Genomic DNA, 20,824 nt, shown 5'->3' on the forward strand with positions numbered 1-20,824 from the left:
CGCTAGCCCCGGTGACGGCGCTGCTCCGAGGCCGAGCGGCCGCCTGCGGGCACTGTTGTCCGGGGGTTCGTCGGTGCTTCACCGGATGTCCACCGCCTCGTCCCACAACCCTCTTGACGGGGTCGGGACGCCACGCGACGTTCGCCGAACCTGCCCTGTTCGTTCACCTGCGCGTCGGGCCGGCTCCCTAACGTCTCGTCCTATGACCCTCCACCACCCCCTGCCCGTGCGCCGTCGTGCGGACCCGGGCGACGCCAGCGTGTGCGCCATCGTCCCGGCACGTGGTGGGTCCCGGGGCGTCCCGCGCAAGAACCTGCGCCCGGTCGGCGGCGAGCCGCTCGTCGTGCGGGCCGTCCGCACCCTGCGCGCGGTCGACGGCATCGACCACGTGGTCGTCACGACCGACGACGCCGAGATCGCCTACGCGTCGCGCTCGGCGGGTGCCCGCACGGTCGACCGCCCCCAGCAGATCGCCGGCGACACGGCGAGCTCGGAGTCGGCGGTGGCCCACGCGCTCGACCACCTCGAGTCGATCGGCCGGCTGCCCGACGTCGTCGTGTTCGCCCAGGCCACGAGCCCCTTCGTCGACCCGGCGCGCGTGGCGGAGGCCGTGGCCCTGGTCCGCGACGGCGACCACGACGTCGCGTTCAGCGTGGTCCGCACCCACGCGCACCTGTGGCGCCACGGCGAGCACGGCCCCGAGGGCGTCAACCACGACATGCACCGTCGGCAGCGCCGCCAGGACATGGAGCCGCAGTTCCAGGAGACCGGCGCCTTCTACGTCATGCGGACCGAGGGCTTCCGCCGGCACGGCCACCGCTTCTTCGGCCGGGTCGCGATGGTCGAGGTCGACCAGGCCGACGCGCTCGAGATCGACACCGAGCAGGACCTGCGCCTCGCCGAGGAGCTGCTGCAGCACCGACGCGCGGTCGGCTCGGACCCGTCGGCGTCGCCCGTCGCGGCACACGTCGTCGTCACGGCCTTCGACGGCGTGCACACCGACGGCCGGGTGGCGCTCGACGCCCACGGTCGCGAGACGGCCCTCGTGCACCGCGCCGACGGCGAGGGCGTCGAGCGGCTGCTGCGCTCGGACCGACCCGTCGTGGTGCTGACCGACGGACCCGACGCGGTCGCGGCACGCCGCGCCCAGGCCCTCGGTGCCGTGCACCTCGAGGGCACCCCCGACAAGCTCACGGCCCTGCGCACGTGGGCGCGCGAGCACGACGTCGCGCTGCAGGACATCGCCTACCTGGGCCACGACGTCACCGACGTCGAGGTCCTGGCTGCCGTGGGCTGGCCGGTCGCACCGGCCGACGCCCACCCGGCCTGCCGGGTCGCCGCACGCCACGTGCTGCGTCGACCCGGGGGGCAGGGAGCGGTGCGCGAGCTCGCGGACCGCGTGCTCGCGGCGAAGGACTCGTCCGTCACGGACACGACACAGGAGGGACCGGATCATGGCTGAATGGGTGAAGATCGGCGACGCGATCGTCGGACGGAGGCGTCCCACGTACGTCATCGGCGAGATCGGCATCAACCACAACGGTGACGTCGAGGTGGCGAAGGAGCTCATCGACGTCGCCGCCCGCGCGGGAGCGCAGGCCGTCAAGTTCCAGAAGCGGACCCCGCACATCTCCACGCCCGAGGACATGCGTCACGTCGTGCGGCAGACGCCGTGGGGCGAGATGACCTACCTCGACTACCGCTACCGCGTGGAGTTCGAGGCCGAGCAGTACGCGCAGATCGCGGCGCACGCCGCCGACCGCGGCGTCGACTGGTTCGCGTCGCCGTGGGACGTGCCCGCCGTGGAGTTCCTGGAGGAGCTCGGCGTCTCGTGCCACAAGGTGGCCTCGGCGTCGGTGACCGACCTGGAGATGCTGGCCGCCCTGCACGAGACGGGCAAGCCGATCATCCTGTCGACCGGCATGAGCACGCTCGAGCAGATCGACCGTGCGGTCGAGGTGCTCGACACCGACCAGCTCGTCATCCTGCACGCGACGTCGACGTACCCGCTGCCGGCCGAGGAGGCCAACCTGCGGACCATCCACACGCTGCAGGAGCGCTACGGCGTCCCGGTCGGGTACTCCGGCCACGAGACCGGCCTCGAGATCTCCCTCGCGGCCGTCGCCCTCGGCGCGGTCGCGGTCGAGCGGCACATCACGCTCGACAACGCGATGTGGGGCTCGGACCAGGCGGCCAGCCTGGAGCCGCAGCCGTTCGTCGACCTCGTCCGCGACATCCGCACCGTCGAGCTCGCGCTCGGCGACGGCGTCAAGCGCGTCATGCCGGGCGAGCACAAGCCGATGGCCCGCCTGCGGCGCCACACGGACGCGGTCATCGCCGCCTCGTGAGCCAGGCCGACGTCGTCCGGGTGCTGGTCCTCTGCGACACCGACTCCTACGTCAAGTGGGGTGCGGCGCTGGGGGACCGGTTCCCGGACGACTGGCGCGTGGACCTGGTGGTCGCCCGCAGCACGGCTGCGCCGAGCGCCTCGCAGCTGGCCGACGCGCTGGCCGGGACCGCTGCCGCCGGCAGCACGCCCGACGTGGTCGGACTCGCCGACCTACGGCGACGTCTGCAGTCCGAGCGCCCTGACGTGCTCGTGCTGTCGGCGCGTGGCTGGACCGTGCAGGCGGCCACGTCGGTCGTCGACAACGTGCCCGGCCGCCCGGTGATCGTCACCGGGCTGCCGGGCGTCGGCGTGCCCGTGCTGCCCCTCGACGCGCCCGTCGAGGTGGAGCTGCTGGTCGAGGTCAAGTGAGGATCCCGCTCCCGCCGGTGCCGCTGCCGGAGACGGTGGTCGACGTCGCGCGGGAGTACGCCGACGGCACCCGCATCGCCGCCGAGCCCCGCGACGCGGCGACGGTCATCCTGCTGCGTCCCTCCGACACGGGTGCGGGCCCCGAGGCCTACTACCTCCCGGCTCGCCGACGCCGCCCGCGCCCACCCCGACCGCGAGGTCGTGGTCAAGGTGCGGGCCCGCCGCGGCGAGGCGCAGACCCACCACGAGCAGGTGCCGTTGGAGGACCTCGTCGAGTCGCTCGACGACCGGCCGGCGAACCTCGTCGTCCGCACGGGTCCCATGCACGAGCACCTGGAGCGCGCCGGGGCGTTCGTCACCGTCAGCTCCACCGCGCTGCTCGAGGCCGTCGCGTGCGGGGTGCCCGCCGTGGCCCTCGACGACTTCGGCGTCGGGGTCGAGCAGATCAACCTGGCCCTGCAGGGCAGCGGGCTGCTGGGCTCGCTCGACGACGTGGTGGCGGGTCGCTTCGCCCACGCCGACCCGGCCTGGTGCGTCGACAACTACTTCCACGACCCGTCCGAGGACACCTGGGTCGAGCGGGTCCGCGGGCTCGTCGAGCAGCGACGGTCCGACGGGCTGCCGGCCTATCCCGAGCTGCCCGGGTCGTGGCGCGACGGGTTCCGGCGGATCCTCTACCGGCACTTCGCGTTCACGGACGGCACCGAGCGCACCACGCTGCTCGCGACCGTCGAGCACCGGGTCGCCGGCGCCGCGCTGTGGCTCACGCAGCGTCGCGGCCGGCTCCTGCGCCTCGTGCGCCCCGACGTGCGCGGGGGAGCTGCGCAGACGTTCGCCGCCGAGAACAGCGCCACCGCGCCGCAGGCCGAGGACGTGCGCACGCCCACGTCCTGACCGTCGGTCCCGGGGCAGGCTGCCGGCCCGGGTCAGACGTGGCCGAGCTCGCGGTAGCGGGCCTCGGTGGCCTCCTTCTGCGGCCGCCACCACGCCTCGTTCTCGCGGTACCAGTCGATCGTCGCCGCCAGCCCCTGCTCGAAGTCGGTGTACCGCGGCGTCCAGCCGAGCTCGGTGCGCAGCTTCGTGGAGTCGATCGCGTAGCGCAGGTCGTGCCCGGCGCGGTCGGTCACGTGGTCGTAGGCGTCCGACGGCAGACCCATCAGCGTGAGGATGAGCTCGACGACCTCGCGGTTGCTGCGCTCGCCGTCGGCTCCCACCAGGTAGGTCTCGCCGATCCGGCCGTGCTGCACGATCTCCAGGACCGCGCTGCTGTGGTCGTCGGCGTGGATCCAGTCGCGCACGTTCAGGCCACGGCCGTAGAGCTTGGCCCGGCCGCCGTCGAGCAGGTTCGTCACCTGCCGCGGGATGAACTTCTCGACGTGCTGGCGCGGACCGTAGTTGTTGGAGCAGTTGCTGAGCGTCGCCCGGACGCCGAACGAGCGCACCCACGCCCGCACCAGGAGGTCCGAGCCCGCCTTCGTGGCCGAGTACGGGCTCGAGGGGTTGTACGGGGTGGACTCGGTGAACCGCTCGGGGTCGTCGAGCTCGAGGTCGCCGTACACCTCGTCGGTCGAGATGTGGTGCAGCCGGACGTCGTGACGACGTGCGGCCTCGAGCAGCGTGAACGTGCCGACGAGGTTCGTCGTGACGAACGGGCTCGGGTCGGACAGCGAGTTGTCGTTGTGCGACTCGGCCGCGAAGTGCACCACCGCGTCGGCCTGGGCGACGAGCCGGTCGACCAGCTCGGCGTCGGCGACGTCGCCCACGACGAGCCCGACCCGCGCCTCGGGGAGCCCGGCGAGGGACTCCCGGTGACCGGCGTAGCCGAGGTGGTCGAGCACCGTCACCGAGAGGTCGGTGTGGGCCACGACGTGGTGGACGAAGTTGGAGCCGATGAAACCCGCACCGCCGGTGACGAGGAGCTGCCGCATGGGCCGAGCGTACCGACTGGCGTCCCCGGGGAGGGCCCGGTCGGGGCGGCCGGTCGAGCCACGGCGTCGGGACCCGCACGCTACGATGCCGAGGGCGGAGGCTCCGCCCGTTCCCGAGTCGAAGGACCGCCCACCCCCGTGACCACGCTTGACCTGAGCGAGTTCCGCACCCCCGGCCGGGGCCGCGGGATCCTCGCCGTCTTCACCTGGCGCTACCTGCTCCGTCTCCTCGTCCGCAAGGGCACGCAGACCCGGTACCGCAACTCCGTCCTCGGGTGGACCTGGTCCTACGTCAAGCCCGCGTTCCAGTTCGGCGTGTTCTTCGTGGTCATGGGCCTGTTCCTCGGGCTCAACCGCGGCGTCGACAACTTCGCCGTGTACCTCTTCAGCGGCATCGTCGTCATCAACTTCTTCAACGAGGGCTTCGGCAACGCCACGCGCTCGATCCTGGAGAACGGCGCCCTGGTGCAGAAGATCTACCTGCCGCGCGAGCTGTTCCCGATCGCCGCGATCATCGTGGCCTTCGTGCACTTCGTGCCCCAGGCCGTGATCCTGCTCATCGCTTGCCTCTTCCTCGGTTGGACGCCGTCGGTCAGCGGCGTGCTGGCCATCGCGCTCGGGCTGGTCATCATCGCCGCGCTGTCGCTCGGGCTCGGGATGCTGTTCGGCGCCGTCAACGTGTCCTTCCGTGACGCGCAGAACGTGGTCGAGCTGATCCAGATGCTCTCCACCTGGGCCGCGCCGGTGCTCTACACGTGGCAGTTCGTGCGCGACGCCGTGCCGCGCTGGCTCTTCGACCTCTACATGGCCAACCCGCTGACGGCCGCCGTCGAGCTGTTCCACGCCGGCATGTGGTTCCCGACCTCCGACGGGAAGATCCCGCACCCCGAGCACCTCTGGACCAACGCGTTCATCGCGCTCGGCATCTGCGTCGTCTTCCTCGTCATCGGCCAGATGGTCTTCCGCCGCTTCGAGCGCCGATTCGCCCAGGAGCTGTGATGTCCCAGGAGACGACGTCGTCCATGCCCGGCGACACCGCCGTGCAGGCCCGCCCCAGCATCATCGTCGACCACGTCAGCAAGCAGTTCCTGCTGCGTCGGGCGCACGCCTTCAAGGAGGCGTTCGTCGGCTGGGTGCGTGGCAAGGACGTCTCGAGCGAGAAGTTCCTCGCCCTCGACGACGTCTCGTTCACCATCCACGAGGGCGAGTCCGTCGCGCTGCTCGGCTTCAACGGCTCGGGCAAGTCGACCATGCTCAAGCTCATCTCCGGCGTCATGGAGCCCGACGACGGGTCGGTGCTGGTGCGCGGACGCCTCGCCGGGCTCATCGAGGTCGGCGCGGGCTTCCACCCCGACCTCACCGGGCGCGAGAACGTGTACCTGAACGCCGCGATCCTCGGCATGCAGAAGGACGAGATCGACGCCCGCTACGACGACATCATCGCGTTCAGCGAGGTCGAGCGGTTCATCGACCAGGAGGTCAAGCACTACTCCTCGGGCATGTTCATGCGCCTGGCGTTCTCGGTGGCCATCCACTGCGAGCTCGACATCCTGCTCGTCGACGAGGTCCTGTCGGTCGGTGACGCACCGTTCCAGGCCAAGTGCCGCGCCAAGATCGAGGAGCTCTCGCGCGAGGGCAAGACGATGGTCATCGTCAGCCACGACCAGGAGATGGTGCGCCAGGTGTGCGACCGCGGCATCGTCATCCGCCAGGGCAAGCAGGTCTACGACGGGCCGATCGAGCCCGCCATCGACGCCATGATGGCCTGACCTGCCGCTGGGCGGGCCGGTGCTCGGGCGTGGCCCGAGCGGCGCTCAGTCGTGGTGCAGCCCGCGCGGGCTGACGTGCACCTCGTCGGGACGGTGCGGGTCGAGCAGCCGCTCGTCGGCGTACTGCACCAGCTTGATGCGCTCCATGGCGTCCTCGAGCAGCACCCGGTTCGTCCGCAGCATGTCGGAGATGACCAGCAGTGCCACGCACAGCAGGGCGGCGACGAGCATGCCGACGCCGAACACCAGCGACTGGATGTTGCCGGAGCCCGCACCCTGGAGGTACAGGACCAGGAACCGCACGAACGGGATCGCCGCGGCGAGGGAGAACACGAGCGCGAGCGTCGTGAACACCGCGTACGGCTTGAACATGATGTAGCTGCGGATGATGGCCTGACCGGAGCGGGCCATGTGCTGGAAGATGTTGGAGAACAGCCGCGACTCGCGGGTCTTCGGGTTCGTCCGGATCGGCACGCTCGCGATGCGCAGCCGCTTGTTGCCGGCCTGGATGATCGTCTCCATGCAGTAGCTGAACTGCGTGACGACGTTGAGCCGGATCAGCGACTCGCGCGAGTAGGCGCGGAAGCCGCTGGCGGCGTCGGGCAGGTCGGTCTCGGCCGCGTAGTTGACCACCTTGCTGCCGAATGACTGCATGACCTTCTTGAACGGCGAGAAGTGCTCGATGGTCTTGGTCTGGCGGTCGCCGATCGCGATGTCGGCCTCGCCGCGCAGCAGCGGCTGCACCAGCTCGGCGATGCTCTGCTGCGGGTACTGGTTGTCGCCGTCGGTGTTCACGACGATGTCGGCGCCGTGCTGCAGTGCGTAGTCGACGCCGTCGCGGAAGGAGCGGGCCAGCCCCATGTTGCGGGTGTGGAACACGAAGTGCTGGACACCGTGCTCGCGGGCGACCTCGACCGTGCGGTCGCTGGAGCCGTCGTCGATGACGAGGACGAAGATCTCGTCGATGCCGTCGATCTGCTGCGGGATCGACGAGAGGACGAGGGGGAGGGTCGCCTCCTCGTTGAGGCAGGGGACCTGCACGAACAGTCGCATGAGTTCCTTCCAGGAGGCCGTGGGACGGCCCGGACGATCCTACCGGCCGGAGCACGCCGGTCCAGCCTGCGGGGCGCTGGCGCGGCGCGTCACGCGGGTCGGACGACGTCGGGCGCCGGGTAGACTGCAGCGTCCCTCGCCACCAACGCAAGGAGTGCACATGGACGCCGACCTCGTGGTCGTCGGATCGGGATTCTTCGGACTGACCATCGCCGAGCGGGTCGCCCGTGAGCTGGGTCGCAAGGTCGTCGTCATCGACCGACGCGACCACGTCGGCGGCAACGCCTACTCCGAGGACGACCCGGAGACCGGGATCGAGGTGCACCGCTACGGCGCCCACCTCTTCCACACCTCGAACGAGACGGTGTGGGAGTACGTCAACCGGTTCACGACCTTCACCGGCTACCAGCACCGCGTGTACACGAACCACGCCGGCGTCGTGTACCCGCTGCCCATCAACCTGGGCACCATCAACCAGTTCTTCTCGGCCGCCTACTCGCCCGACGAGGCGCGCGCCGTGATCGCGGAGCAGGCCGGGGAGTTCGACACCGCGTCGGCGGCCAACCTCGAGGAGAAGGCCATCTCGCTGATCGGCCGCCCGCTGTACGAGGCGTTCATCCGCGACTACACGGCCAAGCAGTGGCAGACCGACCCCACGCAGCTGCCCGCGGAGATCATCACCCGCCTGCCCGTGCGGTACACGTACGACAACCGCTACTTCAACGACACCCACGAGGGTCTGCCCACGCAGGGGTACACGCGCTGGCTCGAGAACATGGCCGACCACCCCAACATCGAGGTGCGGCTCGGCGTCGACTTCTTCGACGCCGACCAGCCGGTCAGCAAGGCCTCGACCGTCGGGCAGGTGCCGGTCGTCTACACCGGCGCCGTCGACCGCTACTTCGACTACGCCGAGGGCGAGCTGTCGTGGCGCACGCTCGACTTCGAGCGCGAGGTGCTGCCCACGGGCGACTTCCAGGGCACGTCGGTCATGAACTACCCGGACTCGCAGTACCCGTACACGCGCATCCACGAGTTCCGCCACTTCCACCCCGAGCGGACGTCCTACCCCGACGACAAGACCGTGATCATGCGGGAGTTCTCGCGGTTCGCCGAGCGCACGGACGAGCCGTACTACCCGGTCAACACCGACGCCGACCGCGAGCGTCTGCTGGCCTACCGCACCCTCACGGAGGGGGAGCAGGACGTGTTCTTCGGTGGCCGGCTCGGCACCTACCAGTACCTCGACATGCACATGGCCATCGGCTCGGCGCTGTCGATGTTCCGCAACCAGGTTGGGCCGCTGCTCGGCGCCTGAGGCCGCGAGCAGCACCGACGACGACGCCCTCGTCGCGACCACGGTCGCGGCGAGGGCGTCGTCGTGCTGTGCCTCGGCCGGAGGTTAGGGCTGGGAGGTCAGCTCGACCCCGCGCTCGCGCAGGCGCTCCGCGACCGTCGGGTCGAGGACGTACAGCGAGTAGCCGTAGTTGTCCGAGCCGGCGATGCGCGGTGCGTCGGTGGGGTTCGTCCAGCCGTTGCACGCCACGACGGCCGGCTCGTCGCCGGTGAGCTCGTCGGTCGCGTCGACCAGGTCGACGTCGCGGTCGGCGAACCAGAACCCGACCCAGTTGGTGGCGACGTTGCGCTGGCTCGAGACCGGGCAGTCAATCAGCATCGAGACGGGCGTGTCGCCACCGTCGACGGTGTCGATCTTCTCCAGGGCCTGCTCGATCCGGTAGGGCGCGTCACGCGTCTGGTAGGGGTTGCCGTACCAGGACAGCGCCACGGCGCCGACGGCGAGGACGACGAAGAGCACGCGGGGTCGCGACGCCAGCAGCAGGATCACGACGAGCGAGACCACGACCAGCAGCGAGCCCCAGGCCCAGATCTGGTTGTCGTTCGTGAACGTCGGGAAGAGCGGCAGCCGGAACGGCTCGAGGTCGCGGAACCGCAGGAGCGGGTAGATGCCGGCGTTGTTCGCCGGGCCGTAGTTCGAGCCCCACGTCGGGACGATGCGGATCGCCCACGCGACGGTGCCCGCCACCACGACGAGCGAGAGACCGAGGCCGACGGCGGCGGTCCGCCGGTCGAGGCGGCGGATCACGGCGGCCAGCCCCACCAGCACGACGCCGGTGACGAACGGGTCGATGTAGCGCGTGTACGTCCAGGAGTCGAAGCGGGGACCGTCGGGGTAGACGTGCGACGTGGTCGACGACCACGCCACGAACGACAGCAGCGCGGCGGCCACGCCCAGGCCCCACACGAAGCCGTCGGGCCCGACCGCACGGCGCAGCCGCAGGTCCGACCACGTGTGCCGCGTGAGGACGAGCCCGCCGATGACGACCAGGCCGAGCGTCGCGCACAGCTGCGCCCACGTCTGGACCAGGGTGACGCGGGCGAAGATGCCACCGAGCGACGTCAGCTTGCCGAGCAGCGAGGTGCCCTGGCCGAAGCCGTCGACCGTGACCTCGCTGACGACGAGCCCGGCGAGCCAGGCGACGAGGCGCTGGCCCACGCCGAGGAGCACCAGGCCGACGAGCGCGGTCTGCCAGCGGCGCCGCACGAGCAGCAGCAGCCAGATGCCGGCGACGAGCACCAGCACCAGGGCCCGGGCGTGCGTGAAGTAGGCGAGCAGCGTCGCGAGGACGAACCATCCGACGTTCGGGACGGTCGGGCGGTCCCACAGCCGGTACGCCGCGACCATCGCCCACGCCGCGAACAGCGCGAGCGACTGCTCGGCGAGGACGTAGTCGGAGACGGCGGTGCGCGCGGGCAAGAGCATCACGACGCTGGCGGCGGCGACCGCCTGCGGCGTCGTGAGGCCGAGGCGGCGGCCGAGGAAGGTCAGCGGGACGACGGTGAGCAGGCCGACCAGGATGTTGACGTGGATCGCCGCGGCGTAGACCGTGGCGCCGTCCTGCGTGAACCACCAGATCGGGGCGAGGAACAGGCCCGCGCCCGGGTAGTAGCCGAGCGACAGGGTCTTGGTCACCGTCCCCTCGCCGGACAGCAGCCTCGACGCCTGCAGCACGCCGATCTCGTCGTACGGAGTGCGGGGCGCGGCGGCGGACAGGGCCACGTAGAGGTTCAGCAGGACCAGGCCGACGAGCAGGCCCACCGACACGACCCACCAGAAGCGGGCGTGGGCGGGCGTGGCGCCGGCGGGGTCGATCAGCTCGCGGTCGACGCTGCCGCGTCCGCTCTGCTGCTGCGGCGTGGTCTCGCGCAAGGAGGCTCCCTCGTCAGGTCGTGAAGATCATCGACGATGCTATCCGGCGGCCATGCGGGGGCGCGGCGAGCCCTTCGGCGTCCCCGGGGCCGTGGGCCCGCGCTGCTAGGGTGGGGTGGCTCCGATCGTCGGTCGGAGAGCCAGCAGACCGCCCGTTCAGCGGGAGTGACAGCGAGACGAGACGGGCGTGCCGCAGCACGCCCGGGGACGGGGACGAAGCAGCGTGCACCTCCTCGTGGTCGCCTCCACCTTCCCGGCGCACGACGCCGACCCCGTGCCCGCGTTCGTCCGCGACCAGGTGATCGCCCTGCGGGCGGAGGATCCGTCGCTGCGGGTCACGGTGCTGGCGCCGCACGACCGCCGGTCGGGCACGCAGAGCTCCACCCGGCACGCCGACTACGACGAGCACCGCTTCCACTACGCGTGGCCGCGCGGTGCGGAGCAGCTGGCCGGTCGGGGCATCATGCCCACGCTGCAGGCCAAGCCCTGGCTCCTGCCGACCGTCCTCACGCTCTTCGTCGGCGAGTTCCTCGCCCTGTGGTCGTTGGTGCGCCGCGAGCGCCCCGACGTCGTCTACGCCCACTGGTTCACCCCGCAGGCCGTGGTCGCGCGCTGGGTCGGGCGGCTCACCGGCACGCCGTTCGTGTTCACCACCCACGCCTCCGACGTCAGCGTCTGGTGGAAGATCCCGTGGCTCGGGCCCCGCGTCGTCCGCTCCCACGCCGTGCGCGCCCGGCGCATCACGGCGGTGAGCCGACGCTCGATGGCCAAGCTCCGCGCGTTCTTCGACGACGACGCCTGGGCGGCGCTCGAGCCCCGCACCCGCATCATCCCGATGGGGGTCGACCTGCCCGACGCCGAGGAGCCGTCCGTCGGTCCGGGCGAGCGTGTGCTCTTCGTCGGCCGGCTGGCCGAGAAGAAGGGCGTCGCCTACCTCCTCGAGGCGCTCGCCGAGGTGCGTCGCACCCGGCCGCAGGTCTCGCTCACCGTCACCGGCGACGGGCCGTTGCGCGCCGACCTCGAGCAGCGGGCCGTCGAGCTCGGTCTCGGCGCCGACGCCGTGCGGTTCACCGGCTACCTCACGGGCGCCGACAAGGCGGCCCTCCTCGCGGACCACGGCACCTATGTGGTCCCCTCGATCATCACCGACAGCGGCGACGCCGAGGGCCTGCCGGTGGCGCTCATGGAGGGCCTCGCCGTCGGTCAGGTGTGCATCGCCACCGCCGAGAGCGGTGCCGACGACTTCCTCGTCGACGGCGAGAACGGCTTCCTGGTCGGTGAGCGCGACAGCGCCGCCCTGGCCCGGGCGCTGACCGCCGCCGTCGACCTGGACGACGCACGACGCGCACGCATGGGACACGAGGCGATGCGGACCGCCCGACAGTTCCACTGGCCCACCGTAGCCCGTGCCCATCTCGACTTCCTGTTCGCGGACGAAGGAGTGTGACCGTGGCTCGCCGCATCCTGCTGATGAACAGCGACCTCGCAGCCAACCGAGGAGACCGCGCGATCGCCGAGGGCATCGTGGCCCTGGTGCGCTCGCGCGACCCCGAGGCCCGCATCACCGGCATCTCGCAGTACCCCGAGCGCGACGGCCGGTGGTACGACATCGACGTCCTCGACATGGACTTCCAGTCGCTGTCGCCGTTCGCCTGGCTGCGGCTGCTGCGCGAGGCGCGGCGTCACGACGTCGTGCTCTGGGGCGGCGGGGAGATCCTCAAGGACTACACGAACAAGGCCGCCCTCTGGTACTGGGTGGTCAAGATGACGATGCTCTCGTTCGTCAACCGCAAGGTCGTGGGCGCGTTCCAGGGCATCGGCCCCACGCGGTCCGCGTCGAGCCGGCGGCTCATCGCCCTCGTCGTCGGCCGCTGCCGCCGCTTCATCGTCCGCGACGACGAGTCGCGCGACAAGCTGCTCGGCTGGGGCGTCGACGCCGACCGGGTGCTCGCGGCGTCGGACCCGGCCGTGCTGCCCCGCCCCGAGCCGATGTCGCAGGAGCTGCGCGCCTCGCTCGTGGCCACCTACGGCCTCGCCGACGACTTCTTCGACGACGTGGTCTGCATCGGCCCGCGCGACTGGTTCCACTACAAGCAGAGCGGGCTGCTGCCGTTCAAGTACCGCCAGGCGCTGCTGCGGCGTCTCGGTCGTGACGTCACGGTCGGCGACGAGCGGCACGAGGCCTACCTCGCGTCGCTGCGCAGCACGGTCCGCGAGGTCGCCCAGGCGTCCGGCTCGCGGCTGCTGTTCCTGCCGATGCACATGGGGGAGGCCGACACCGCGCTCTGCCACGACCTCGCGGCCGCCGTCGGCGACCTGACCCAGACCTGCGTGCTCGACCAGGACGACCTGGGGCCGGCCGAGCTGCGGTCGGTCATCTCCTCGGCACGCGCCATGGTCGGCTTCCGCCTGCACTCCAACATCATCGCGATCAGCTCCGGCGTACCGTCGATCAACGTGTACTACGTCGACAAGGGCCGGGTCTTCTTCGACCAGGTGGGCATGAGCCGGTACGCGCTCCCGATCGAGGACGCGCTCGAGGACGGCTTCGGCGCGCGGGTCGGCGGTCTGCTGACCACGCTGCTGGCGGAGTCCGACGAGGTGCGGGCCTCCCTGGAGGAGGCGACCGCGGCCCAGCGTGCGTCGGTCGCCGCGGCCTACGACGAGGCGCTCCGTGTCCTCTAGGGTCCGCCTCGCGCTCGTCACGACGTTCATCGTCCTGGTCGTCGTCTTCTTCGCGCTCTACCTGCACGACCTCGACTGGTCGGTGCTCGGCGACCTGACGTTCACGTGGTGGCTCGTCGTCCTCGCCTCGCTCGTCTCGCTCGCGTTCCGGTTCTGGGGCGTGATGATCTGGGCGCTCATCCTGCGCGACCTCGGTGCCCCGCGGCTGCCCCGCTTCCCGGTGCTCGCCGACATCTACGCGAAGGCGTGGATGGGGCGCTACATCCCGGGCACAGTCGCGTGGATCGGCGGCAAGATCTACCTGGCCAGCCAGCAGGGCATCGCCAAGAGCCGGCTCGCCGTGTCCTCGCTGCTCGAGGCAGGCATGCAGATCGTGGCGTCGATGTTCGTCGCGCTGCTCATCCTCGGCCTCGACCCGCGGCTCGACGTCATCTCCACGACGATGAAGGCGTTCATGGTGGGCCTGGCGCTCGCCATGCTGCTCATCCTCGTGCCGCCGGTCTTCAACCGCGCGACGCGCTTCGCGTTCCGGCTGATCAAGCGCGAGTCGGCGCTCGCGGAGGTCCGCACGAACGCGACCGCCACGATCCGCTCGTTCGTGCTCTACAGCATCGGCACGGTGCTGGCGGGCAGCAGCTACTTCTTCCTGACCAAGGCGATGTACCCGCAGATCAACGCGGCCGACGACTTCTGGTTCATCGTCGGCGCGTTCACGCTGGCCGGTGCGCTCGGCATGGCGACGCCGCTGCTGCCCAGCGGCATCGGCGTGCGCGACGGCGTCCAGCTCGTGCTGCTCTCGCTCATCATGCCCAGCGAGTTCGCGCTCGCGATCACCGTGGCGAGCCGGCTCTGGTCGGCACTCGTCGACCTGCTGTTCCTCGGGACGGCCGTCCTCGGACGCAAGGTCCTGGCCCGCAACGACACGGTGCCGGGCCCGGTCGCCCCGCCGCCCGCGGGCTGACCCGCCGGCGGACCGGGCTCAGCCGCGGTCGCGGCTGGTGCCGAAGGTGTCCTTCCAGGCCTCGGGCGACGTGACCTCGGGCAGCGCCTCGCGGTACTCGCGCGCCAGCCGGTCCCAGTTCTTGCGCAGCTCGGCGTGCAGGCGACGGCTCTCGCGCCACAGGCGACGGAACGTCGTCCGGTCGCGGCGGTACAGCGACTGTCCGCGTCCGTCGGCGCTGGAGATCAGGGCCGAGTCGTAGGCCGGGACGCGCCACCACGTGGCGTCGCCCTTGGCCAGCTCGACCTGCGGACGCTCGACGTTGCCCTGGGGCACCTCGGTGCGCCAGTGCCGGGCCGCGGCCTTCGCCGTGAACAGCGCCAGGCGGGGGCCGCGCGGCTCGCGGTCGAACTTCGGCGGGAACACCCGCTTGCCCTCCCACGTGTCGGGCAGCTTCTCGGGGTCGCTGATGACCTGCGTCTCGACGAAGTCGCGCGTGGCCGCGCGCAGCTCCGGCATCGTGCCGGCCATGGTCGGGTGCAGGTGGCTCGGACCCTTGAGCAGGTCGCGGATCGCGCGGTGGCGCAGGGTTGCCGCGTAGTACTGCATCGTCAGCAGGTGCTTGAGGTCGATGCGCCCGGAGTTGCTCAGCAGCTTGCCGCCGCCCGGGTGCTGCGAGTGCAGCAGGCCGGTGAGGAGGCGGTTGCGGGCGTGGTAGTACGCCTGCCAGTCCTGCGAGTCGTCCTTGTCGACCCACGACACGTGCCACAGCGCACTGCCGGGCAGCGAGACGGTGCGGTAGCCGTGCTCGCGGGCGCGCAGCGCGTACTCGGCGTCGTCCCACTTGATGAAGACCGGCAGGGACAGCCCGATCTCGCGGATCACCTGGGTGGGGATCATGCACATCCACCAGCCGTTGTAGTCCGGGTCGAGGCGCTGGTGCATCCAGGGCGTCTGCCGCAGGTTCGCGCGCCGGAAGTCGTGGCGCATCTGCTCGGGCAGCGCCGAGCGCCACATGAAGTAGTAGGTGTCGACCGTCTCCGACAGCGCGTGCAGGATCGGCTTGTCGAGCAGGTCGAACATGTGGCTGCCGACGATCGTGGGCGTACGGCAGAAGCGCGAGAACTGCACCGAGCGGCGGATGCTCTCCGGCTCCACCTCGACGTCGTCGTCGAGCAGCAGCAGGAAGTCGCTGCGCCCGGCGTCGACGGTCTCGAGCATCGCGCGCGAGAAGCCACCCGACCCGCCGAGGTTCGGCTGGTCGACGATCTGCAGCTGGTCGCCCAGCGCGGCGGCGACGTCGGGGAAGCCGGGCTGGTCGGCGACCTTCTGGTCGCCCTGGTCGACGACGTAGACGACGTCGACCTCGCGCAGCACCTCGGGCTGGTCGGCGAGCGTGCGCAGGGTCGTGACGCAGTAGTCGGGCTTGTTGAAGGTCGTGATGCCGAGGGAGGTGTTGCCGGTCCGCACCGGCTCGTCGTCCGTGCTCCAGTCGCCGCCCTCGAGCACCACCGGCTCGTCGCCCGCGACGATGTCGAACCAGTACCAGCCGCCGTCGCCGAAGTTGCGGATGGGCAGGTCGAAGACGCTCTCGGTGAGGCCGCTCAGGTCGTTGGTGGCGACCCGCTGCTGCACGCCCTGGGCGTTCGAGCGGTAGACGATGATGCTGCCTTCGCCCTGGGTGCGCACCGTCAGGCGCACCGAGCCGACGACCGTCCAGCGCTGCCAGTAGGCCGCCGGGAACGCGTTGAAGTAGCTGGCGAAGGACACCCGGCGCGACGTGCGGACCCGGAAGCGGTCGCGGCCGAGGATGTCGTTCGCGTGCGCGTCGTCGCTCACGCGCAGCGGCTTGCCCCGCACGGCCGTCCAGACCTCGGGGTCGGCGTAGAGCGGCAGGATGTCGGGGTCCCGCTCGAGGGGGAAGAGGACGCGCTGCAGCAGGTGGGGCATAGGTCAGGGGTCTCCGAGGTCGACGGTCCGCGGCCGGGCGACGGGCGGCGGCATGCGCGTCCGAGCCTAGTACGCCGGTTGCTGCGCTACGCTCACCGGCGTGGCAGAGCGTCGGACGTGGGCGATCGTGCTCGCTGGCGGGCTCGGACTGCGGGTCGGCGCCGACCGGCCGAAGCAGCTGCTCGACCTCGCCGGACGCAGCGTGCTGCAGCGCAGCGTGGCCGCCCTGCGCGACCACCCCGCGGTCGACGACGTCGTCCTGGTCGCGCCCGCCGCGTGGCGCGCAGCCGTCGAGGAGCACGTGGGGCCGGGGCTGCGGGTCGTCGACGGCGGACGCGAACGTCACGACAGCACCCGGGCGGGTCTCGCGGCCCTGCTCGGGGCCGGAGCGAGCGCGGGGGACAGGGTCCTGGTGCACGACGCGGCCCGTCCGCTCGTGAGCGCCCGCATCGTCGCCGACGTGGTGCGCGCGCTCGACGAGCACGACGTCGTCGCCGTGCTGGTCCCGACGCCCGACACGATCGTGCAGGTCGACCCGACGACCGGGCTGCCGACCGCGCCGCTCCCGCGCGCGACGCTGCGTCGCCACCAGACGCCCCAGGGCTTCACCGTGGGCGTGCTGGAGGAGGCGCACCGCAGGGCCTGCGCCGACCCGGCCGTGCAGGTCACCGACGACTGCACGCTGGCGATCGCGCTCGTGCCCGACGTCCGCGTGGGCGTCGTCGAGGGAGACCCCGAGAACCTCAAGATCACCGACGCGACCGACCTCGTCGTGGCCCGGGCGCTGCTGGCCGCGCGCCCCTAGGGGATCCCCGCCGCCGACCGGTCAGCTCGGCGGAGGCGGCACCTCGGCGGGGTCCATCGGTCGCCAGGTGCGGTCGCGCCAGATGCGACGCGACGCCCGCGCCCCGCGCACGAGGTCGCCGACGCCGTGCAGCGTGTGCTGGACGACGACCAGCCGGAAGACCTCCTTGGCGAAGGTCAGCAGCGTGCCCAGCGCGAAGCCGACCCGGTGCAGCTGCCCGTGCTCGGCGAAGTAGCGTCCCACGTAGGCGCGGTTGCGCATGACGTGGAAGCGGAAGAGCGGGCTGCCGTCGTTCAGGTGCCGCACGCCGAGGTTCACCTGCTGCTGCTCGCGCTTGCGCTGCAGCACGAACGCGTCCATGTAGACGACCTCGGTGTGCTGGGCCGCCAGCCACGCGTAGGCGGCGTCGTCCCACGTGATGAAGAAGCGGGGGTCCGGCAGGCCGATCGTGCGCACGACGTCGGCGTGGATCAGCATGCCCTCGAACGTGCCCGAGTTTGTGATCGCGTAGCCCTCGTCGTCGAAGGTGCGCCGGAAGCCGTACGGCAGCGGCACGCCGAGGAACTGGTTGAACTTGGCCTGCCAGTAGAACGGCGAGCCGTCGAAGTCGTAGCGGCGGCCGTGGATGACGCGGAACCGCTCCATCGCGGGCGCGAACCGCTCGAGCGCCTCGGGCAGGATCTCGACGTCGTCGTCCATCAGCCACACCCACTCCGCGCCCAGCTCGAGCGCGGTGCGCGTGCCCTCGCAGAACCCGCCGGACCCGCCCGTGTTGGTGTCGAGGCGGCGGTCGACCAGGACGCCCTCGGGGAACCAGCCGGCGGCCTCGGCGACGACGTCGGGGGTGTCGTCGGTGCTGGCGTTGTCGACGACCACGATGCGCCACGGCGGCACGGTGAGCGCGGTGGCGCTGCGCAGCAGGTCGGCCAGGTACGTCGACCTGTTGTAGGTGACGATGACGATGGCCAGCCGGGCGGCAGGCGAGGCGGGGACGTCGGACATCCGCGTCAGACTATCGGCCGATCCAGGCCAGGTGGCCGGGTGGGGCAGGTACCGTCGTCCCGTGCCCCGACCGAGGATCCCGGCTGCCATCGCGCACCCCGTGCGTCTGCTGCCCCTCACGTTCTTCGCCCTGGTCGTGCTCGGCACCCTCCTGCTGCTCCTGCCCGTCGCGCGCAGCGCCGAGGGTCGCGCCGACCTCGTCGACGCGTTCTTCACGTCGGCGTCGGCCGTGACGGTGACCGGGCTGGCCAGCGTCGACACCTCGACGTACTGGAGCCCGACCGGGCAGGCGATCATCCTCGTCCTCGTCGAGATCGGCGGGCTCGGCATCGTCGCGCTCGCGACCGTGCTCGGCCTGTTCATCGGCGGGCGCCTCGGCCTGCGCACGCGCCTCGTCGCCCAGGCCGACATGCACGTCGTCAACATCGGCGAGGTGCGGCCCCTGTTCCGCCGCGTGGCCGTGACCATGTTCGGGTTCCAGGCCGTCATCGCGGCGATCCTCACGACGCGGTACCGCCTCGCGTACTTCGACGACCTGCCGACCGCCCTCTGGCACGGCGTGTTCGACTCGGTGATGGCGTTCAACAACGCCGGCTTCTCGCTCAACAGCGACAGCCTGGTCGGCTACGCCGGCGACGGGCTCATCATCATCCCCATCTGCGTGGCGGTCTTCATCGGCGCGATGGGCTTCCCGGTGCTGGCCGAGCTGTTCAAGGAGTGGCGCACGCCCGACCGCTGGACGATCCACACGCGGCTGACGGTGTGGGGCTCCCTCGGCCTGCTCGTCTTCGGTGCGCTCACGTTCCTCGCGCTCGAGTGGGCGAACCCCGACACCCTCGCGCCGATGTCGGTGCACGACAAGCTGGTCACGGGCATCGAGGGCGGCATCATGCCGCGCTCCGGCGGGCTCAACAGCTTCGACTGGGGTGCCGTGTCGGGGGAGACCCTCGCCATCGGCACCATCCTCATGTTCATCGGTGGCGGCAGCGCCAGCACCGCGGGCGGCATCAAGGTGACCACGTTCCTGCTGCTCGCGTTCGTCATCCTCGCCGAGCTGCGCGGCGACCCCGAGGTCACGGTCGGCAACCGGTCGGTCGGCCCCGCCGTGGTCCGCACGGCGCTCAGCATCGCTCTGCTCTCGGTGATGCTCGTGACGTCGATGACGCTGCTCATCATGATCCTGACCGACTTCCCGTTCGACGAGGTCCTGTTCGAGACGACGTCGGCGTTCGCGACCGTCGGGCTGAGCACCGGGCTCACGCCGCAGCTGCCCGACAGCGCGAAGCTGGTGCTCGCCGTCTTGATGTTCATCGGCCGAGTGGGCACGATTGCGGCGGCGTCGGCGTTCGTCCTGAGACGGCGTGCACCGCGCTACCACCTTCCCGAGGAGCAACCGATCATTGGCTAAGAAGAAGGACACCGCACCCAATGCGCCCGTCATTGTCCTCGGGCTGGGTCGCTTCGGCACCGCCGTGGCGCGCTCCCTCGTGCACCTGGGGCACGACGTCCTGGCCGTCGACGAGCGTCCGGAGATCGTGCAGCGCTACGCCAGCGACTTCACGCACGTCGTCGCCGCCGACACCACCGACACCGAGGCGCTGCGCCAGATCGGCGCCGAGCAGTTCGAGGTGGCCGTCGTCGGGATCGGCACCGACATCGAGGCGAGCGTGCTGACCGTGCTCGGCCTGCTCGACCTCGGCGTCAAGGAGGTGTGGGCCAAGGCGATCAGCGGCAAGCACGCCGCCATCCTCGAGCGCGTCGGCGCCACCCACGTGATCCGGCCGGAGTCGCAGATGGGCAAGCGCGTCGCCCACCTCGTCACCGGCACCATGACCGACTTCATCGAGTTCGACGACGGCTTCGCCATCGCCCGCACCCGCGCCCCCGAGTGCACCGTCGACCGTACGCTCACCGACTCCGACGTGCGCCGCAAGTACGGCGTCACCATCGTCGGCGTGAAGACCCGCGGCCAGGACTTCACCTACGCCCAGGCCGACACCTTCGTCACCACCGGCGACGAGCTGATCGTCTCCGGCCCCACCTCCAAGGTCGAGGAGTACTGCGCGCTGGGGTGAGGGGCTGCTGCTGCGTGCACGCGGCTCCTCGCTCGACCTGCGGCTGCGTCGGCGCGGCTTCTCGTGGACCTGCGCTCCGCCAGGGCCTCGACCGGGCGGCTGCGGCGCTGGTCCGGGGTCTCGGGCTGCGGGTTGGTGTTGAGGGTCGAGCGGTGGGTCTGCCACTGGATCGTCGTCGGGGGTGGATCTGCCACCTTCTGAGCGCTGTACAGGTGGCGGATCCACCGCTGAGCGGGGCCAGACGTGGCAGAGGTTCTCCCTTCTCGTGGACCGTGCCACGCGAAGGGAGAAGCACTGCCCCCCACCCCAAGGGCACCCACGATTCTTCCTTCGTGCGTCGAAGGTCGAATGCTTCTGCGTTGGTGACGGGATCCCGTAGCAAACGCAGAAGCCTTGGAGTCCCACGCACGAACGCAGATCCTTGCGTCCGACGCGGGCCACGGCCCGAGACCCCAGACCAGCGCCGCCGCCAGCCGCCCGGTCGAGGCCTTTCGGAGACCACCCCCAGCGAAAGTCGAGGCAGCGCACCAGCAGGACGAGACCCCCTGCGGCAGCGCACCAGCAAACCCGGACCCCCGCAGGCAGCGCACCAGCAGACCCAGACCCCCGCGGCAGCGCACCACCAAGCCC

Annotated in this window: 18 protein-coding genes; 13 read left to right on the forward strand and 5 right to left on the reverse strand. The window is 71.1% G+C overall.

Annotated features, from left to right (window positions below; all coding sequences use genetic code 11):
• Positions 1 to 202 precede the first annotated feature (202 nt).
• The 4 genes from A6Q81_RS10410 to A6Q81_RS10425 all read left to right on the forward strand — a co-directional run bounded on the left by A6Q81_RS10410 (position 203) and on the right by A6Q81_RS10425 (position 3,652).
• Positions 203 to 1,462, forward strand: a complete 1,260-nt coding sequence (locus A6Q81_RS10410) for an acylneuraminate cytidylyltransferase (protein ID WP_083516416.1) — start codon at positions 203 to 205, stop codon at positions 1,460 to 1,462.
• Positions 1,455 to 2,348: an N-acetylneuraminate synthase family protein gene (locus A6Q81_RS10415; RefSeq protein ID WP_286690389.1), complete on the forward strand. Its 894-nt coding sequence runs from the start codon at positions 1,455 to 1,457 to the stop codon at positions 2,346 to 2,348. The genes A6Q81_RS10410 and A6Q81_RS10415 overlap by 8 nt, the downstream gene beginning before the upstream one ends.
• A complete protein-coding gene (locus A6Q81_RS10420) occupies positions 2,345 to 2,758 on the forward strand; it encodes a DUF6716 putative glycosyltransferase (RefSeq protein ID WP_286690390.1) in 414 nt (137 codons plus the stop codon). Before A6Q81_RS10415 ends, A6Q81_RS10420 begins: the two co-directional genes overlap by 4 nt.
• A gap of 132 nt (positions 2,759 to 2,890) precedes the next feature.
• Positions 2,891 to 3,652 carry a DUF6716 putative glycosyltransferase gene (locus A6Q81_RS10425; protein ID WP_286690391.1) on the forward strand — a complete coding sequence of 254 codons (762 nt, stop codon included), beginning with the start codon at positions 2,891 to 2,893 and terminating at the stop codon, positions 3,650 to 3,652.
• Between the two features lie 32 nt (positions 3,653 to 3,684).
• On the opposite strand, the gene rfbB is transcribed toward A6Q81_RS10425, so the two are convergent.
• Positions 3,685 to 4,686 carry a dTDP-glucose 4,6-dehydratase gene (gene rfbB / locus A6Q81_RS10430; protein ID WP_067858863.1) on the reverse strand — a complete coding sequence of 334 codons (1,002 nt, stop codon included), beginning with the start codon at positions 4,684 to 4,686 and terminating at the stop codon, positions 3,685 to 3,687.
• A gap of 138 nt (positions 4,687 to 4,824) precedes the next feature.
• Here rfbB and A6Q81_RS10435 point away from each other — a divergent pair, with 138 nt between their 5' ends.
• Positions 4,825 to 5,685, forward strand: coding sequence for an ABC transporter permease (locus A6Q81_RS10435; protein ID WP_286690392.1), 861 nt, complete (start codon positions 4,825 to 4,827; stop codon positions 5,683 to 5,685).
• Entirely contained in the window at positions 5,685 to 6,455 is a 771-nt protein-coding gene (locus tag A6Q81_RS10440; protein WP_236749730.1) for an ABC transporter ATP-binding protein, read from the forward strand. Before A6Q81_RS10435 ends, A6Q81_RS10440 begins: the two co-directional genes overlap by 1 nt.
• Positions 6,456 to 6,500: 45 nt before the next feature.
• Here A6Q81_RS10440 and A6Q81_RS10445 read toward each other — a convergent pair whose 3' ends face one another.
• Entirely contained in the window at positions 6,501 to 7,508 is a 1,008-nt protein-coding gene (locus A6Q81_RS10445; RefSeq protein ID WP_083516415.1) for a glycosyltransferase family 2 protein, read from the reverse strand.
• A gap of 160 nt (positions 7,509 to 7,668) precedes the next feature.
• On the opposite strand from A6Q81_RS10445, the gene glf reads away from it, so the two are divergent.
• Positions 7,669 to 8,826 (forward strand): UDP-galactopyranose mutase, encoded by a 1,158-nt coding sequence (glf, locus tag A6Q81_RS10450; RefSeq protein WP_067858856.1) that lies wholly within the window; start codon positions 7,669 to 7,671, stop codon positions 8,824 to 8,826.
• A gap of 84 nt (positions 8,827 to 8,910) precedes the next feature.
• Here the strand turns inward: glf and A6Q81_RS10455 are convergent, their stop codons facing one another.
• Complete coding sequence (locus tag A6Q81_RS10455) at positions 8,911 to 10,737, reverse strand: hypothetical protein (RefSeq protein WP_067858853.1); 1,827 nt, start codon at positions 10,735 to 10,737, stop codon at positions 8,911 to 8,913.
• Between the two features lie 223 nt (positions 10,738 to 10,960).
• Between A6Q81_RS10455 and A6Q81_RS10460 the strand changes: the two genes are divergently transcribed.
• The 3 genes from A6Q81_RS10460 to A6Q81_RS10470 are packed head-to-tail and all read left to right on the forward strand — an operon-like array spanning position 10,961 to position 14,383.
• Entirely contained in the window at positions 10,961 to 12,184 is a 1,224-nt protein-coding gene (locus A6Q81_RS10460; protein ID WP_067858850.1) for a glycosyltransferase, read from the forward strand.
• Positions 12,185 to 12,186: 2 nt separating this feature from the next.
• Positions 12,187 to 13,422, forward strand: coding sequence for a polysaccharide pyruvyl transferase family protein (locus tag A6Q81_RS10465; protein ID WP_067858847.1), 1,236 nt, complete (start codon positions 12,187 to 12,189; stop codon positions 13,420 to 13,422).
• Positions 13,412 to 14,383, forward strand: coding sequence for a lysylphosphatidylglycerol synthase domain-containing protein (locus A6Q81_RS10470; RefSeq protein WP_067858844.1), 972 nt, complete (start codon positions 13,412 to 13,414; stop codon positions 14,381 to 14,383). Before A6Q81_RS10465 ends, A6Q81_RS10470 begins: the two co-directional genes overlap by 11 nt.
• An 18-nt stretch (positions 14,384 to 14,401) precedes the next feature.
• Here A6Q81_RS10470 and A6Q81_RS10475 read toward each other — a convergent pair whose 3' ends face one another.
• Positions 14,402 to 16,312, reverse strand: a complete 1,911-nt coding sequence (locus tag A6Q81_RS10475) for a glycosyltransferase (protein ID WP_067858842.1) — start codon at positions 16,310 to 16,312, stop codon at positions 14,402 to 14,404.
• Positions 16,313 to 16,412: 100 nt separating this feature from the next.
• On the opposite strand from A6Q81_RS10475, the gene A6Q81_RS10480 reads away from it, so the two are divergent.
• Complete coding sequence (locus A6Q81_RS10480; protein ID WP_067858840.1) at positions 16,413 to 17,117, forward strand: IspD/TarI family cytidylyltransferase; 705 nt, start codon at positions 16,413 to 16,415, stop codon at positions 17,115 to 17,117.
• 21 nt (positions 17,118 to 17,138) lie between these two features.
• Here the strand turns inward: A6Q81_RS10480 and A6Q81_RS10485 are convergent, their stop codons facing one another.
• A complete protein-coding gene (locus A6Q81_RS10485; protein WP_067858839.1) occupies positions 17,139 to 18,119 on the reverse strand; it encodes a glycosyltransferase in 981 nt (326 codons plus the stop codon).
• Positions 18,120 to 18,180: 61 nt separating this feature from the next.
• On the opposite strand from A6Q81_RS10485, the gene A6Q81_RS10490 reads away from it, so the two are divergent.
• On the forward strand, positions 18,181 to 19,527 hold the full coding sequence (locus tag A6Q81_RS10490; RefSeq protein WP_067858836.1) for a TrkH family potassium uptake protein: 1,347 nt from the start codon (positions 18,181 to 18,183) through the stop codon (positions 19,525 to 19,527).
• Positions 19,520 to 20,194 carry a potassium channel family protein gene (locus tag A6Q81_RS10495; RefSeq protein WP_067858832.1) on the forward strand — a complete coding sequence of 225 codons (675 nt, stop codon included), beginning with the start codon at positions 19,520 to 19,522 and terminating at the stop codon, positions 20,192 to 20,194. Before A6Q81_RS10490 ends, A6Q81_RS10495 begins: the two co-directional genes overlap by 8 nt.
• Positions 20,195 to 20,824 lie beyond the last annotated feature (630 nt).

It is taken from the genome of Aeromicrobium sp. REDSEA-S38_B2 (assembly GCF_001628525.1).
Classification (GTDB): domain Bacteria; phylum Actinomycetota; class Actinomycetes; order Propionibacteriales; family Nocardioidaceae; genus Aeromicrobium; species Aeromicrobium erythreum.

Excerpts from the sequence above, each read along its gene's own strand:
- A6Q81_RS10410 (WP_083516416.1), top strand. The coding sequence starts at position 203 with ATGACCCTCCACCACCCCCTGCCCGTGCGCCGTCGTGCGGACCCGGGC.
- A6Q81_RS10415 (WP_286690389.1), top strand. The coding sequence starts at position 1,455 with ATGGCTGAATGGGTGAAGATCGGCGACGCGATCGTCGGACGGAGGCGT.
- rfbB (WP_067858863.1), bottom strand. The coding sequence starts at position 4,686 with ATGCGGCAGCTCCTCGTCACCGGCGGTGCGGGTTTCATCGGCTCCAAC.
- A6Q81_RS10440 (WP_236749730.1), top strand. The coding sequence starts at position 5,685 with ATGTCCCAGGAGACGACGTCGTCCATGCCCGGCGACACCGCCGTGCAG.
- A6Q81_RS10445 (WP_083516415.1), bottom strand. The coding sequence starts at position 7,508 with ATGCGACTGTTCGTGCAGGTCCCCTGCCTCAACGAGGAGGCGACCCTC.
- glf (WP_067858856.1), top strand. The coding sequence starts at position 7,669 with ATGGACGCCGACCTCGTGGTCGTCGGATCGGGATTCTTCGGACTGACC.
- A6Q81_RS10475 (WP_067858842.1), bottom strand. The coding sequence starts at position 16,312 with ATGCCCCACCTGCTGCAGCGCGTCCTCTTCCCCCTCGAGCGGGACCCC.
- A6Q81_RS10485 (WP_067858839.1), bottom strand. The coding sequence starts at position 18,119 with ATGTCCGACGTCCCCGCCTCGCCTGCCGCCCGGCTGGCCATCGTCATC.